The organism is Streptomyces sp. NPDC040432, assembly GCF_055595445.1.
In genome coordinates this window covers 136684-152115 of the sequence record NZ_JBVIVP010000002.1, presented here as the reverse complement: position 1 = coordinate 152115, position 15432 = coordinate 136684, and the positions used below count along the sequence as shown (strand labels likewise).

Genomic DNA, 15432 nt, shown 5'->3' with positions numbered 1-15432 from the left:
GTGTCACCGTCAGCGGAACCCACGCCCGTCCCGCCCGCCGCCCGCACCGGGGGCGTGGACCTGCCCGGGCCCCTCGTCGGGGCGGCATGGCTCGCGGAACGGCTCGGCGGGAACGGGCCGGTGGTGTTCGACGCCTCCGTCGGAGCCCACCGGGGCGCGCGGACCCGGATCCCGGGAGCACGGCCCTTCGACCTCGACGGAGCCCTGTCCGACCACACGGCCGCCGCCCCGCACACGATGCCCGGCCCCGAGGAGTTCGCCGCGGCGATGCGCGACCTCGGCGTCGACGACACCGACACCGTCGTCGTGTACGACGGCGCCGGCATGCATTCCAGCGCCCGCGCCTGGTGGATGCTGCGCGCGATGGGCTTCGACCGGGTCGCCGTCCTGGACGGCGGCCTGCCCGCCTGGACCGCCGCCGGCCTGCCGGTCGAGGAGGTCCCACCGCACTACGCCGGTCCGCCCGGCTCCTTCACCGCCGGACCGCGCCCCGGGCTGGTGGTGGACGCCGACACCGTCGCGGCGGCCCTCACCGACCCGGCCGCGACCGTGTTCGACGCCCGCACCCGGGGCCGGTTCGCCGGAACCGCCCCCGAGCCCCGCCCGGGCCTGCGCGGCGGCCACATGCCGGGATCGGTGAACCTCCCCTTCGGGGAACTGCTGCGGCCCGACGGGCTGATGCTGGCCGCGGACGAACTCCGGGCGGCCTTCGCACCGCTGACGGGCAGCCGGGAGCGGCTCTACTTCAGCTGCGGATCCGGGGTCACCGCCTGCGTCCTCGCGCTCGGCGCGACCCTGGCCGGGTACCGGGACCTGGCGGTGTACGACGGCTCGTGGAGCGAGTGGGGCGACCCGGCCGGGCGGCGACCGGTGCGGACCGGAGGCCCGTCGGGCGGCTGATCCGGGGCCGTCCCCGCCGGCCGATCCGGGGCGCACGCCGGCCGATCCGGGCAGCCGCCCCGGGGGCGCCCGACGCGCCGTCCGGCCGGGCCCGCCCTCCGTGACGGGCTCCCGGCGCCCCGGCGGAGGCGGGCTCCGCCGGCCTTCGCGGGGGATAACCCCACCCCGCGCCCGGGTACCGGCACCAGCGTGCCGGGAGCGCGGGATCGACAGACTTTTCCGCATGGCATCCGAAACCGCATCAGCCCTGCTCGCCCGCAAGACGGTCGGCGCCACGGCGGCCGCCGTGCTCCTCCTCCTCGCCGGGTGCTCCGTCGACGGCATCGGGGACCGGATCCACATGAGGACCGCGTCCGCCGACGCCACCGTCGCCGAGGCGGTCACGGCCGTCGAGGTCACGGACGGGCGGCACGGCTCCGTCGAGGTGACGCCGGGCACCGGGCCGGGGGTCGTCGTCCACCGGACCGTGCGCTACCGCGGGGACACCCCGCCCGACCCCGGTCAGCGGGTGACGGACGGGGTCCTCACCTTCACCACCGGATGCGCGGAGAGCTGCTACGTCGACTACCGGCTGGAGGTCCCGGCCTCCGCGAAGGTCAAGATCGGCAACAGCAGTGGCCGCATCACGGTGTCGGGCGTCGCGGCGGCCGAGCTGACCTCGGACTCCGGGGACGTGCGGGCCGAGCGGATCGCGGGCCCGCTGAGGATCCGTACGTCCTCCGGATCCATCACCGCCGACGCCCTGTCCGGCCCCGAGGCCGACGTCCGCTCCGAATCGGGCGACGCCCGCCTGGCCTTCACGACGGTGCCGGTCTCGGTGAGCGCCGTCACCGGCTCGGGGGACGTCACGCTGCGCGTCCCGCCGGCTCCGTACCAACTGTCCGGCTCCAGCACCTCCGGAGACCGTGACATCACCCTGCCCCACGCCCCGGCCGCACCCTCCCGGCTGCGCCTCGAAACGACATCGGGCGACGTGAGGGCCTCGGCCCTGACCTGAGCCACCGCCACGAGGAGCCCTGCTCCACCCACCGCGCCCCCTCACGGAACGCGAACCGCCCCCGGCGGCGCGGAGGCCGCCGCCCACCAGGGACGACGGCCCGACCCGCGCCGGTCGACCGGCGTGCGGGGTTCAGCAGGTGACCAGGCCCGTGAAGCGGTAGGCGGAGGCGAACGGCATGGACCGCTGGAAGACCGCCTCCTGGCCCGGCTGGATCTCGTAACAGCCGGGCGCCGGATCCATCGTGCTGGTCCACGTCGGCGTGACCCGCTGCGTGGTCGTGCAGTTGTTGGTCATCCAGACGGTCACGACCTTCATGAGGATGGCCGTGCCCGATCCTTTGACGCAGCTCGGTGCGGGAGTGGCCGCCGCGGAAGTCGGTGCCGCGGTGACCGGCGAGGCCGCGTTCGCCTGGCCGGCACCGAGCAGGGTCGCACCCACGAGCGTCGCCGTGGCGAGTCCTGAAGCCAATGTGCGCATTGCGCATCCCATCCGTTGAGGGGCAATTGCCTCATGCACTGTCACGGCCGGGCGCGAGCCCCTCAACGCTGGATCAGGAACTTCGAAGCCCTGGGCTCCCGCCCCGGACAGCCGTTCGCCCCCGGCGAACGCCCGTTGGGGAACATTGGGGGACTCACGTGCATTGAGTCGGCATAGCTCAAGTTCACTGCCGGAGGGAAGATCATGGCTTCGACGTCCGTACCGCTCACCCTGCCCGTGCTGCCGCTGGACGACGAGGTCGTGCTGCCGGGGATGGTCGTTCCGCTGGACCTGTCCGACGCCGACGTCCGCGCCGCCGTGGAGGCCGCACAGGCCGCGGCCGGCACCGGCGCCGGGGCCGCGAAGCCCCGGGTCCTGCTGGTCCCGCGGGTCGACGGGACGTACGCGGGCACCGGCGTGCTCGGCACTGTCGAGCAGGTCGGCCGGCTCTCCGACGGGGACCCCGGCGCCCTGATCCGCGGCAGGAGCCGCGTCCGCATCGGCGCCGGGACCACCGGGCCGGGCGCCGCCCTGTGGGTGGAGGGCGAGAGCGTCGACGAGCAGGAGCCCGACCCGCTGCCCGGCGCCGTCGCCGAGCTGGTCACCGAGTACAAGGCGCTCGCCACCAGCTGGCTCAAGAAGCGCGGCGCCTGGCAGGTGGTCGACCGGGTCCAGCAGATCGAGGGCGTCTCCGCGCTCGCCGACAACTCCGGCTGGTCGCCGTTCCTGAGCGTGGCCCAGAAGGTGGAGCTGCTGGAGACCGCCGACCCCGTCGCCCGGCTGCGCCTCGCCGTCCGGTGGCTCGGCGAACACCTCGCCGAACAGGACGTCGCCGAGTCCATCGCCAAGGACGTCCAGGACGGCGTCGACAAGCAGCAGCGCGAGTTCCTCCTGCGCCGCCAGCTGGAGGCGGTGCGCAAGGAACTCCGTGAGATCAACGGGGAGAAGGACGGCGAGGAGTCCGACGACTACCGCGCCCGCGTCGAGGCCGCCGACCTGCCCGAGAAGGTCCGCGAGGCCGCGCTCAAGGAGGTCGAGAAGCTCGAACGCTCCAGCGACCAGAGCCCGGAGGGCTCCTGGATCCGGACCTGGCTCGACACCGTCCTCGAACTGCCCTGGAACGAGCGCACAGAGGACTCCTACGACATCCGCGGCGCCCGCGCGGTGCTCGACGCCGAGCACGCCGGGCTGAGCGACGTGAAGGACCGCATCACCGAGTACCTCGCCGTGCGCAAGCGCCGCGGCGAGCGCGGCATGGGCGTCGTCGGCGGGCGTCGCGGCGGGGCCGTACTGGCCCTCGTCGGCCCGCCCGGCGTCGGGAAGACCTCCCTCGGCGAGAGCGTCGCGCACGCCATGGGCCGCGAGTTCGTCCGCGTCGCACTCGGCGGCGTGCGGGACGAGGCCGAGATCCGCGGCCACCGCCGCACCTACGTCGGCGCGCTCCCCGGCCGGATCGTCCGCGCCATCAAGGAGGCCGGGTCCATGAACCCCGTCGTCCTCCTCGACGAGATCGACAAGGTCGGCTCCGATTTCCGCGGGGACCCGGCCGCCGCCCTCCTCGAAGTCCTCGACCCGGCCCAGAACCACACCTTCCGCGACCACTACCTCGAAGTCGAACTGGACCTGAGCGACGTCGTCTTCCTGGCCACCGCCAACGTCCTGGAAGCCATCCCCGAAGCCCTGGCCGACCGCATGGAACTCGTCCGCCTCGACGGGTACACCGAGGACGAGAAGGTCGTCATCGCACGCGACCACCTGCTGCCCCGACAACTGGAGCGGGCGGGCCTCGGCGCCGACGAGGTCGTCATCGAGGACGCCGCCCTGCGCAGGCTCGCGGGGGAGTACACCCGTGAGGCCGGCGTGCGCACCCTGGAGCGGTCCCTCGCCCGCCTGCTGCGCAAGGTGGCGTCCCAGAACGAACTGGGGGAGCGGGACCTGCCGCTCACCCTGGGACCCGACGACCTGCGGGCGCTCATCGGACGCCCGCACCACGTCCCCGAGTCCGCGCAGGACCCCGCCGAGCGGCGCACCGCCGTGCCCGGCGTGGCCACCGGCCTCGCCGTCACCGGGGCCGGCGGGGACGTGCTGTTCGTGGAGGCCTCGCTCGCCGACCCCGAGACCGGGGCCGCCGGGCTCACCCTCACCGGCCAGCTCGGCGACGTCATGAAGGAATCGGCGCAGATCGCCCTCAGCTTCCTGCGCTCGCACGGCGCCGAACTGGAGCTGCCCGTCGCCGACCTGAAGGACCGGGGCGTCCACATCCACTTCCCGGCGGGCGCGGTCCCCAAGGACGGCCCCAGCGCCGGCATCACCATGACGACGGCCCTCGCCTCGCTGCTCTCCGGCCGGCAGGTCCGCACCGACGTGGCGATGACCGGCGAGGTCTCCCTGACCGGACGGGTCCTGCCCATCGGCGGGGTCAAGCAGAAGCTGCTGGCCGCCCACCGGGCCGGACTGACCACGGTGATCATCCCGAAGCGGAACGAGGCCGACCTCGACGACGTCCCGGCGGAGGTGCTGGAGGGTCTGGAAGTCCACCCGGTGACGGACGTACGCCAGGTCCTGGAGTTGGCGCTCGCCCCCGCCGAGGTCGCCTTCACCAAGGTCGCCTGACCGGTCGCCCGACCGGCCCCCGACCACCGCCCGAACGAGGGCCCGGGACCCGCTCCGGCGGGGCCCCGGGCCCTCGCGGCCTCCGCTGCGAAATACTGGGGCCCGCGCAGCGGGTCTCGAACAAAGATGTCAGCGAGGGACCCCGGCCGAGGACGGCGGCCACACCGGTGCCGCACACACACCACCGAACGGGAGCGGACGTGCACGGAAGTGAAGACCAGGAGTTCCTCGCCCTGGAGCGGGAGCTGTCCGTCTTCCTCCGGCGTGCCCGGGCCTCCTCCGGGGAGATGGCCCGCGCCCTCCACCCCGAACTGGAGCCCGCCGCCTACGGGCTCCTCGTCCGACTGGAGGCGGCGGGCCGGCAGCGGGCCACCGAACTCGCCGCCTACTTCGGGGTCGGCAAGGCCACCATGAGCCGCCAGCTGCGGGCCCTGGAGGTACTGGGCCTCGTCGCCCGGGAGCCGGACCCCGCCGACGGCCGCGCCTTCCTCGTCGGCCTTACCGACGAGGGCCGGGACCGCTTCCTGCGGGTCCGCGGCGCCCGCCGCGAGCAGTACATGCGCAAGCTGGCGGACTGGGACCGGGGCGAAGTGGCGGAGCTCGCCAGACTCCTGCGCCAGCTCAACTCCGGCGAGGAGTGAGGCCCGGCCCACCGCCCGGCCCACCGCCCACCCGCCACCCGGCCCGCCACCGGGCAGCCGTGGGTCCGCCGGGCCGGCTCCGGCCCCGCCCGGCGCTACAGCTCCGCGTAGGCCGCGGACGCGTCGTCGTGCCGCTTGTGCCGGGCGGCCGGGCGCAGCGGATCGGACTCGACCGCCCGCACCCGCCCGATCAGCCCCTCGGCGCCCTCCTCGCGCAGCACGTCCAGGCAGGCCGCCCAGTCGCCCTCCCCGAACGTGTCCGTCCAGCGGCTCGCCCCGTCCGTGAGCGCGGCCACCGCCACGACCTCCTCGCGCGGGGTGCGCCCGGTGACGGCCCGGTCCGCGACGGCGGGGTCCGCGGCGGCCGTCCAGAACCCGCCCTCGGCGTTGCGCAGCGCGTCCGTCGCCGCGACCGACCGACGGATCTCGCCCGGAATGCGGTCGAGCCGGTCGTCGAGCACCGCCGACACCCGGCCGTCCTTTCCGCGCAGCAGGAGCACCGAGTCCGACAGGACGAGGTGCTCCACGCAGGACCCGTCCCAGCGGACCAGCACCACCGTCGCCTGAGGGGTCCGGGCGTGAGAAAGGTCACAGGTGTACCGGTGTGCGTCGGCGGTGTCGCCGATGGCCAGCGCCAGGATCCGGTCCAGCGGCATGTCCCGCCGCGATCCGGACAGTTCGGTCAATCGGCCGCCGAGTCGCGCCGAGAACCACGGCACGCCGTGCACGCAACCGTCGCCGCCGCGCGGCGGGGTGACTCCGTCCAGGACCACCAGGACGCCGCCGCCCGAAGGGGGCGCCGAGGCCGACAGCCAGTCCTCATTGGGGCGTTCCGGGTCGCCGGGGGCCGTGGCGAGGTCGATGCGCATGGGGGCATTCTGCCCGCCGGACCCCCTCGCGCGCAGGGAGGTCCATACCAATACGGGGGAGGGGTGGCGTACCCCGAACGGCCCGCCCGCCGGTACGCCGTGGCGATGTGGGCGGGCATAGTGCCAAAGCCCGGCTCGATCTTTCAACCACCCGTCCACGACCGGCCCCTGACACGGGGTGCCCGAGTTGGTCGGCCACTCCTCCGTGATGTTCACTCCTTCGAGTGGCCGGGTGGGCGATGTGCGGCTCTCTTCGCATCACACTGCAAAGGTCTGAGGCGGTACGAGGGGGCAGGGGGCGTTTACTTGTTGACCGGCCGTTACCTCGGCCACACGAGTAGACGAGCACGAGCACACGTACAGGATTGCGAGCACCGGTGCAGAAGAAGCGGTCTCGGAAGAACGGCACCGCCAGCGCCGACGGACCCGCCAAGGCAGGACGGCGCGTACGCGTCCGCCGCAGGCTGGTCATCGGTGTGGCGGTCGCCGGACTCACCGTCCTCGCGGCCGGCGCACCCGCCGTCGTCTCCGCCACGAGGGAACTGAACGACTCACAACGCCTGGTCACCCTCGCGGAGCAGACGCGGCACACCCTCACCCTCACCCACCTCCTCGGTGACGAGCGCGACGCCGTCGTCGAGTACGTGGCCAAGGGCCGGCCCGGCGCCGGCAAGGGCCCCGTCGACGAACGCACCGCCCGCACCGACCGGCAGCTCGCCGAGGTCCGGACCGAGGCCGACGAGGAACTCGCGCGCGCCCTCGGCAAGATCCAGGCCGTCCGCGCCGAGGCCGTCGACGGCAAGGGCACCGCCCTCGCCGCCCACCAGGCCTACGCCGGCGTCCTCGCCGAACTCTTCGCCCCCGGCGACCGGCTCGTCGAACTCACCCCGCCGCGCGCCGAGGCCGCCCTCGGCACCACGCGCCCCCTCGTCCCCCTCGGCCGAGCCGTGGAACAGGCCTCGGCAACCCGCGGACTGCTGCTGGCCGCGCTGGCCGTCCCCCGCGGCGACCAGCCCGCCAACGCGCCGGTCGTCGACGAACTCACCACCGCCTCGCAGCGCGCCCGCGTCCGCGAACAGGCCGCCCTCGACGACTTCGCGCGCATCGCCCGGCCCGACGTGCGCGAGACCCTCGCCGTCACCGTCACCGGCCCCGAGGTCAAGACCGCCGACGACTACCTCAAGCGGCTCACCGACCGGCCCACGCTGACACCCGCCGACCGCAAGGTCGACGCCGGCGCCGTCGGCACCGCCCTCACCGCCCGCATCGACCGCATGCGGTCCGTGGAATCCACCCTCGCGGGCACCCGGGCCACCGCCCTCGCCACCCAGCGCGACGACGACGTGACCCGCCTGGAACTCGTCGTCGCCGCACTCGGCGTCCTGTTCCTGTTCGTCATCGGCTTCTCCACCGCCGTCGCCCGTTCCCTCACCCGGCCGCTGTCCGTACTGCGCCGCGGCGCGGAACGACTGTCGACCGCGGAGGGCTCCGTCGAGCCGGTCCGCTTCACCGGCCGCAACGACGAGTTCGCGGAAGTCGTCCGCCACCTCAACTCCGTGCGCGACCAGACGGTCGCCCTGCACACCCGCATCGCCGGACTCGACGCCGACAGGCGACGCCTCATCGGCCGCAACGAGGCCCTCGCCTCGGGCCGCGAGGCGCTGGAGAAGGAACTCGCCGCACTGCGCGCCGGCCTCGAAGAGCACCGCCGCATCATGTCGACCACCTCGGTCTCCCTGTCGCTGCGGACCCTGGGCCTCGTCGAGCGCCAGCTGGCCGTCATCGAGGAACTGGAGTCCAAGGAGGGCGACCCGGACCGGCTCGCCACCCTCTTCAAGCTGGACCACCTGGCGACGGTGATGCGCCGCCACAACGAGAACCTCCTCGTGCTGGCCGGACAGGAACACGGCCACGGCCAGAGCCTGCCCGTGCCGCTCGTCGACGTCATGCGGGCGGCCGTCAGCGAGATCGAACGCTACGAGCGCGTCGAGCTGGCCGCCCTCCCCTCGTACACCCAGGTCGCCGGTCACGCCGCGGACGACATCTCGCACGTCCTGGCCGAACTCCTGGAGAACGCGACGACGTTCTCGCCGCCGGACGCCAAGGTGAAGGTCTCCGGCCGGCTCCAGGACTCCGGCGAGGTCGTCCTGTCCGTCGTGGACTGCGGCATCGGCGTCACCGAGGACCGCCTGGAGTCCCTCAACGCCCGGCTGGCCAGTCCGGAGGCCTACGACGAGGAACCGGAGGCCGAACACGGCCTCGGCCTCGGCCTGTACGTCGCCGGCCGGCTCGCCGCCCGCCACGGCGTGACGGCCGAGCTGCGCGCCGCGCGGCACGGCGGCACCGAGGCCCTGGTCGTCGTCCCCGCGACGCTGCTCCCCGCCGGCGCCCCCGCCACCGCCGTCCACACCCTGGCCGAGCCGGGCATGCCGGCGTTCCGGCTGCCGGGCGTGGTCGCCGAGGCCAACGAGAACACCCTGCCGCCGCGGCCGCGTCCGCAGCACGACACCGCCGAGCCCGCCGAGCCCGCACAGCTGACGGAGCCCGACACGGCCGACCCCGACACGGCCGCCGCCGTGGAGGCGCCGGCGCGGGTGGTCCCGCTGGCGGAGGCCTTCGACACCGGGGCCGTCGACACCGAGCCCTTCGACACGGAACCGTCGGGCACGGCACCGTTCGACACCGGGGCCGACGCCCTCGGCACGGACACCGGCGCCTTCGGCACCGACACCTTCGCCGCCGACGCCCTCGACACCGGTGCCGCGGACGCCGAGCCGGAACCGGCCGGCCCCGACGAGGAACTGCTCGCCCGGGTCGTGCCCGAGGCCGACACCGCCGAGGGCTTCGCACCCCTCCCCGGCTTCGACGGCTTCGACGCCGGGGAACTGCCGCCGGCCGAACAGGTCTTCACCGCCTCCGCCCCGGTCCCCGACCCGGTGCCGGCGCCGATCGGGCCCGCCGACGAGGACAGCCCCGTACGGGTCGTCCCGCTCGCCGAGGCCTTCGACGCCGACGAGAGCGCGCAGACACCCCCCGCCGATCAGGTCTTCACGGTGCCCGCCCCGGCAACGGAGGCGCCGGACGCGGCCGGAGCCGGCGAGGAGCTCCTCGCCCGCGTCGTCGCCGACGCCGACGCGGACGCCTTCACGGTGGCGGACCCCGAGCCGGAGGGCCCCGGTCCGGACGCCGACGCCGCCGCGCGGGTCTCCGTACGGGACGAAGGACTGTCGCTCCTCGCGCAGACCCACACCGTCCCCGCCCCCGACACCGACCGGGGCGCGCACCACCGGGCCGACGCCGACGACCACTTCGTCCCCCGCCAGGGCAGCCACCCCCGACACGAGGCGGAGACCCTCCCCCGACGCCCCGTGACCGAGGCCGTCACCGGCAAGGGACTCCCCAAGCGCACCCCGCGAGCCTCCGCGGGCCCGGCACGCCCCGCCGAGCCCCGTCCCGAGCCGCGCCGGGTGGACGCAGAGGAACTGCGCCGCCGCCTCGGCGGCTTCTACCAGGGCGCCCAGGACGGGCGGCGCGTCGTCGCCGCCGAGCTCGCGCAGGACCAGTACCAGGATCAGTACCAGGACGGTACGCAGGACCGGGGGCAGGGTCACACCGACCAGGGGGACACCGCACAGGAGGCACGCACATGACCGCGCCCAGTACGTACGGACTGAGCACCCAGGCCCGCAACCTGCAGTGGCTGCTGACCGACCTGGTCGAGGAGGTGCCCGGCGTCAACTCCGTCGCCGTCGTCTCCTCCGACGGCCTCCTCCTGCTCTCCTCCGAGCCAGGCACGGACGCCCCGCAGGACCGCCCGAGGGGCCCCCGCGGCGCCTCGGCCGACCTCGCCACCATCGTCTCCGGGCTCGGCAGCCTCACCACCGGCGCCGCGGCGCTCATGGAGTTCGGCACCGTCAAGCAGACCATGGTGGCCATGGAGAACGGCTCCGTCTTCGTCATGGCCATCAGCGACGGCTCCCTGCTGGGGGTGCACGCCACGCCCGACTGCGACATGAGCGTCGTCGCCTACCACATGGCTCTGTTCGTGGGCCGCGCCGGCCATGTCCTGACCCCCGAAGTCCGCAGTGAACTGCGCCAGTCGATGGAGAAGACCCCGTGAGGAGTACGGCCTCCGACCGACTTCCGATACGCGGCGCCGACCGCCGGCCCGCCCGCGTCCGCCCGTACTCCCTCACGGGCGGCCGCACCCGCTTCACGCAGGTCCTGCTGGTGGAGACCTTCGTCGCCGCCCTGGACACCGGCACGCCCGCGACGAACGACCGCGCGCCCGAGATGCGCGCCATCGTCGAGGTGTGCCGCCGCATGCGCACCATCGCCGAGATATCGGCCCTGCTCAAGCTTCCGCTCGGCGTCGTCCGCGTCCTGGTCAGCGACCTCGCCGACCAGGGCCGCGTACGCGTCTACGGCACGGGGCACGGCACCGGCCGCCCCGAACGCGCACTGCTCGAAAGGGTGCTCAGTGGTCTTCGCCGTCTCTGACCCGGCCGCCCTCGTGGACGACGAGCCCGCCCAGCCCTGGCAGTACGACCGCTCACGCGCGCCCGTCGCCGTGAAGGTGCTCGTCGCCGGTGGCTTCGGCGTCGGAAAGACGACCTTCGTGTCCTCCCTCTCCGAGATCACCCCGCTGCGCACCGAAGCGGTCATGACCCAGGCCGGCGTCCCCACCGACGACCTGACCGGGACCCCGGACAAGCGCACCACGACCGTCGCCATGGACTTCGGTCGTGTCACCCTCGCCGACGACCTCGTGCTGTACGTGTACGGGACGCCGGGCCAGGAACGGTTCTGGTTCATGTGGGACGACCTGGTGCGGGGCGCCGTCGGCGGCCTCGTCCTGGCCGACACGCGCCGGCTCCGCGACTGCTTCCCCGCCCTCGACTACTTCGAGAGCTGCGGCCTGCCGTACGCCGTCGCCGTCAACCACTTCGAGGGGTCCCACTCGTACGAGCCGGAGGACGTGCGCGAGGCCCTCTCGATCCCGCCCGGCGTCCCCGTCGTGGTCATGGACGCGCGGCGCCGCGACTCGGTCGTCGAATCCCTGCTGACCCTGGTGGGGCACGCACTGGACGAGACACCCGAATAGGACCGCCCGGCGGTTCCGTCCGAAGGGGGCCGTCCGCGGGCCCGCCCGAAGGGGGCCGGTCCGTGGGTCCGTCCGTCCTTCGGCTCCGGCCGACCTTTCGGTCCCCGCGGTCCGGTGCTATACCGTCCCCGTCCCCTCGGTCCCCACAGCCCGAATTGAGAACGTGAGATGCGCAGGATACTTGTCGTGGGAGCCGGTCAGTCCGGCCTCCAACTCGCCCTCGGCCTCCAGGCGAAGGACTACGAGGTCACCCTCATGTCCAACCGGATGGCGGACGAGATCCGCACCGGTCGGGTCATGTCCACGCAGTGCATGTTCGACTCCGCGCTCCAGCACGAGCGGGACCTCGGCATCAACTTCTGGGAGCGCCAGGCCCCGAAGATCCAGGGCCTCGGCGTCTCGGTCGCCGGCCCCGACGGCTCCCGCCCCATCGACTGGCTCGGCCGCCTCAAGGGCCACGCGCAGTCCGTCGACCAGCGCGTGAAGATGGCGGGCTGGCTCGACACCTTCACGCAGCGCGGCGGCCAGCTCGTCATCCACGGGGCGTCCGTCGCCGACCTCGACTACTTCTCCCGCACCTACGACCTCGTCCTGGTCGCCGCGGGCAAGGGCGAACTCGTCTCGATGTTCGGGCGGGACGCGGCGCGTTCCCCCCACGACGCCCCGCAGCGCGCCCTCGCCGTCGCCTACGTGCACGGACTCGACCCGCGCCCCGAGCACCCGGACACCGAAGCGGTCCGCTGCAACCTGGTACCCGGCGTCGGCGAGCTCTTCGTCATGCCGACCCTCACCACCTCCGGCCGCGCCGACATCCTCTTCTGGGAGGGCCTCCCCGGCGGTCCGATCGACGTGTTCAAGGGGGTCACCGAGCCCGCGGAGCACCTCGCGCTGACGCTGGAGCTCATGAAGACCCACACGCCGTGGGAGTACGCCCGGGCGACGAAGGCCGAACTGACCGACGCGGGCGGCACCCTCGCCGGCCGGTACCCCCCGGTCGTCCGCAACCCGATCGGCCGGCTCCCCGGCGGCGGAGTCGTCCTCGGCGTCGCGGACGTGGTCGTCGCCAACGACCCGATCACCGGACAGGGCTCGAACTCCGCCGCCAAGTGCGCCGCCTCGTACCTCTCCTCGATCCTCATGCACGGGGACAACCCGTTCGACGAGGCCTGGATGAAGGCGACCTTCGACAAGTACTGGTTCACCACGGGCAAGCCCGTCACCCAGTGGACCAACGCCATGCTGGGCGTCCCCCCGGAGCACGTGCTGAACCTGATCGGCGCGGCCGGACAGCTCCAGCCGGTCGCCGACCGGTTCGCCAACGGCTTCGACAACCCGGCCGACTTCGACAACTACTTCTACGACCCCGAGGACGCGGCCGATTACCTCGCCGAGGTCGCCGCCGCCGGCTCCACCGCCGGCTCCGCATCCGGAGCCTCCTCGGCGGAGTAACCGGAATCGTCCCCCGCCGTCGCGGCCCCGGGCAGCGGCGGCGGGGTGAACTCCGCCAGCGGTGTCCCCTCCGGATCCGGTCGCACCGCCCCCAGCAGCGGATTGGCCGCGATCGGCGACACCTTCACCGAAGCTCCCGGCCTGGGAGCCTGGATCACCTTGCCGTCCCCGATGTACAGCGCGACGTGCGTGGCCTTCGGGAAGTACACCACCAGGTCCCCCGGCCGCAGCCGGTCCAGCGGCACCTTCGGCAAGCGGGCCCACTGCTCCTGGCTGGTCCGGGGGATCGACCGCCCGGCGTGCGCCCAGGCCTTCGACGTCAGCCCGGAGCAGTCGAACGACGCCGGCCCCTCGGCGCCCCACACGTACGGCTTGCCGATCTGCGCCGTCGCGAATCCCAGGGCAGCGCCACCCGCCGCCGTCGGCGTACCGGTACTCGCGGGCAGTCGGCCCGAACCGAGCAGATCCCGCTGCGCCCCGGCCGTCACCGCCTCCTCGCGTTCCCCCAGCCGGGCCAACTCCTCGGGCGTGAGCGCCGCCAGCAGCCGCTCGACCTCCTTCAGCCGGCCCGCGACGTCCTCCCGGTGTCGCTTCTGCTCCTCGGCCAGCACCCGCTGCGCCTCCAGCGCCTTGCGCGCCCCGGCGGCCAGCACATCGGCCTGCTTCTCACCGCGCTCCAGCCGCGCCACGATCCCGGCGCGCCGAGCCCCCTCGCGGGCGGTCAGCCGGCGCTGGTCGACGGCCTGCTGGGGGTCCCCGGAGAGCAGCAGCCGCAGGTACGGGGAGAACTCCCGCGAGCCCTGGTACTGCTCCCGGGCCAGCCGCCCGGCGGCCACCTTCTCGGCGCTGAGCGCGGACCGGGTCCGCCCCAACTCGACCCCGAGACGCCGCTCGTCGTCCTGCCGTGCCCTGAGGGCGACCTCGGCGGCGTTGTAGGCCTCACTGGCCTCCTCGGCCTTCTGGTAGAGACCCTGCAACCGTACGAGCAACTCGCCGACGGGCTCGGCCCGGGCCCGGGGCGGGGAGCCCACGACGACCAACACCGCCGCGATGCACCCAAGACGAACCAGTCGTTTTGTCACAAAATCACCTCCGACCCCTGGATGCTGCCACGCCCGGTATGACGAATCCCCCAGCCGGGCCCGCCGAGCCGCGGGTGCCATCCGTTTGGGGGTGGGGCGGGGAGTGGGGGCTGCGGGTGCGGCGGGGGTGTTCTGTTGGTGGGGTCGGGGTCGGGGTCGGGGTCGGGGGGTGGCGGGGTCCTGCTGGTCCGGATCAGGGAGGGTTTGGTGGTTTCCCGCCGGTCTCATCGTCTCCCCGTGTCGGGCCGGTCCCTCAAGGGCGCTCCTCCTTCGTCGTCGCGTCGCTTCGCGATGGCCTACGGCCACCCTTGACCGACCGACCCGCCCCGGAAAGCCGAAGACCGACGGGAACCCCCCAAAAGAACGGTCACGGGTCAGAGAGGGGAGGTGCGGGTCCCTCAGTGACGAGACGACGGGCCGGGCGCCGGCAGATCGGGCATGCGGGGAGGTCGGAGGGCCTGCGGCCGGACCGCGAGCGCGGCCATGAGCCCCTGCCTGCCCGTCAGGACGAGGGAATCGACCTCAGGGCACCGCAGACGGCTCCCACGCACCGGGTTCGTACGTCCTTCGCCCGGTTCGGCGTCTGCGAGCTGCCCATGGCCGGACATAAGCCCGCACCGGCCCCGGATCGTGGCCGAGGTCGCCTCATCGACCGACGACCGGCCATGGGTCAGGAACAGACATAAAACCCACGACGCATGACCCGCACCCCCGCACACATGCCCACCCGCCCACGGACCCGGTCGTTCGCGAGTCCGTGGGCACGCGCGAGCCGGTGAGCGTGCGCGAGCCAGTGGTCATGTGCGGGCCGGTGGGCATGCACAGGGGGCATGTGAGGTCACGAATGCGCGAGCGGGGAGGTTGGTGCGCGGACCTGGCGGACGTGCTGGCGTTCGTGGGGGCCTTCGAGTCCCTCGGGTCGTGGGTTGTGTTCTCCCATCCCACTTGCGGGCCGCAGTCGCAGGCCTTGGTCCGCCACGGACGACATGGGCGGCTTATGTCCAGCCACGGACGGCCTTCGGTCGCCGAACCGAGCGAAGGACGTGACGATCCGGCGTGTCTTCGCCCCTACCTACGCCTCAGGCCGACCTTTTCGTCCTGACGGGCAGGCAGGGGCTCATGGCCGCGCCCGTGGCCCGGCCGCAGGCTCTCCGACCTCCCCGTATGCCCGATCTGCCGGCGCCCGGCCCGTCGTCTCGTCACTGAGGGACCCGCACCTCCCCTCTCTGACCCGTGACCGTTCTTTTGGGGGGTTCCCGTCGGTCTTCGGCTTTCCGGGGCGGGTCGGTCGGTCAAG

General features: G+C 73.7%; 12 protein-coding genes. 9 read left to right on the top strand and 3 right to left on the bottom strand.

Annotated elements, in window-relative coordinates:
• On the top strand, nt 1–900 hold the full coding sequence (locus ACZ58N_RS04380) for a sulfurtransferase (protein ID WP_471155488.1): 900 nt from the start codon (nt 1–3) through the stop codon (nt 898–900).
• Between the two features lie 223 nt (nt 901–1123).
• Nucleotides 1124–1897, top strand: a complete 774-nt coding sequence (locus ACZ58N_RS04375; protein ID WP_471155486.1) for a DUF4097 family beta strand repeat-containing protein — start codon at nt 1124–1126, stop codon at nt 1895–1897.
• Nucleotides 1898–2029: 132 nt separating this feature from the next.
• On the opposite strand, the gene ACZ58N_RS04370 is transcribed toward ACZ58N_RS04375, so the two are convergent.
• Nucleotides 2030–2377, bottom strand: a complete 348-nt coding sequence (locus ACZ58N_RS04370; RefSeq protein ID WP_471155485.1) for a hypothetical protein — start codon at nt 2375–2377, stop codon at nt 2030–2032.
• A gap of 204 nt (nt 2378–2581) precedes the next feature.
• On the opposite strand from ACZ58N_RS04370, the gene lon reads away from it, so the two are divergent.
• Nucleotides 2582–4990 carry an endopeptidase La gene (gene lon, locus ACZ58N_RS04365; RefSeq protein ID WP_471155484.1) on the top strand — a complete coding sequence of 803 codons (2409 nt, stop codon included), beginning with the start codon at nt 2582–2584 and terminating at the stop codon, nt 4988–4990.
• A 200-nt stretch (nt 4991–5190) separates the two neighbouring features.
• A complete protein-coding gene (locus ACZ58N_RS04360; protein ID WP_389711796.1) occupies nt 5191–5631 on the top strand; it encodes a MarR family winged helix-turn-helix transcriptional regulator in 441 nt (146 codons plus the stop codon).
• Between the two features lie 95 nt (nt 5632–5726).
• Here ACZ58N_RS04360 and ACZ58N_RS04355 read toward each other — a convergent pair whose 3' ends face one another.
• Nucleotides 5727–6500, bottom strand: coding sequence for a protein phosphatase 2C domain-containing protein (locus tag ACZ58N_RS04355; protein WP_471155480.1), 774 nt, complete (start codon nt 6498–6500; stop codon nt 5727–5729).
• A gap of 377 nt (nt 6501–6877) precedes the next feature.
• Between ACZ58N_RS04355 and ACZ58N_RS04350 the strand changes: the two genes are divergently transcribed.
• From ACZ58N_RS04350 to ACZ58N_RS04330, 5 genes are all read left to right on the top strand, one after another.
• A complete protein-coding gene (locus ACZ58N_RS04350) occupies nt 6878–10150 on the top strand; it encodes a sensor histidine kinase (RefSeq protein WP_471155478.1) in 3273 nt (1090 codons plus the stop codon).
• Nucleotides 10147–10620 carry a roadblock/LC7 domain-containing protein gene (locus ACZ58N_RS04345; protein WP_471155475.1) on the top strand — a complete coding sequence of 158 codons (474 nt, stop codon included), beginning with the start codon at nt 10147–10149 and terminating at the stop codon, nt 10618–10620. The genes ACZ58N_RS04350 and ACZ58N_RS04345 overlap by 4 nt, the downstream gene beginning before the upstream one ends.
• Nucleotides 10617–11000: a DUF742 domain-containing protein gene (locus tag ACZ58N_RS04340; RefSeq protein ID WP_471155473.1), complete on the top strand. Its 384-nt coding sequence runs from the start codon at nt 10617–10619 to the stop codon at nt 10998–11000. The genes ACZ58N_RS04345 and ACZ58N_RS04340 overlap by 4 nt, the downstream gene beginning before the upstream one ends.
• Complete coding sequence (locus tag ACZ58N_RS04335; RefSeq protein WP_471155471.1) at nt 10981–11604, top strand: GTP-binding protein; 624 nt, start codon at nt 10981–10983, stop codon at nt 11602–11604. Before ACZ58N_RS04340 ends, ACZ58N_RS04335 begins: the two co-directional genes overlap by 20 nt.
• A 168-nt stretch (nt 11605–11772) precedes the next feature.
• On the top strand, nt 11773–13053 hold the full coding sequence (locus ACZ58N_RS04330; RefSeq protein ID WP_471155469.1) for a styrene monooxygenase/indole monooxygenase family protein: 1281 nt from the start codon (nt 11773–11775) through the stop codon (nt 13051–13053).
• Here ACZ58N_RS04330 and ACZ58N_RS04325 read toward each other — a convergent pair.
• Entirely contained in the window at nt 12984–14135 is a 1152-nt protein-coding gene (locus ACZ58N_RS04325) for a C40 family peptidase (protein WP_471155466.1), read from the bottom strand. The two genes, ACZ58N_RS04330 and ACZ58N_RS04325, sit on opposite strands and share 70 nt — an antisense overlap.
• Nucleotides 14136–15432: the final 1297 nt, after the last annotated feature.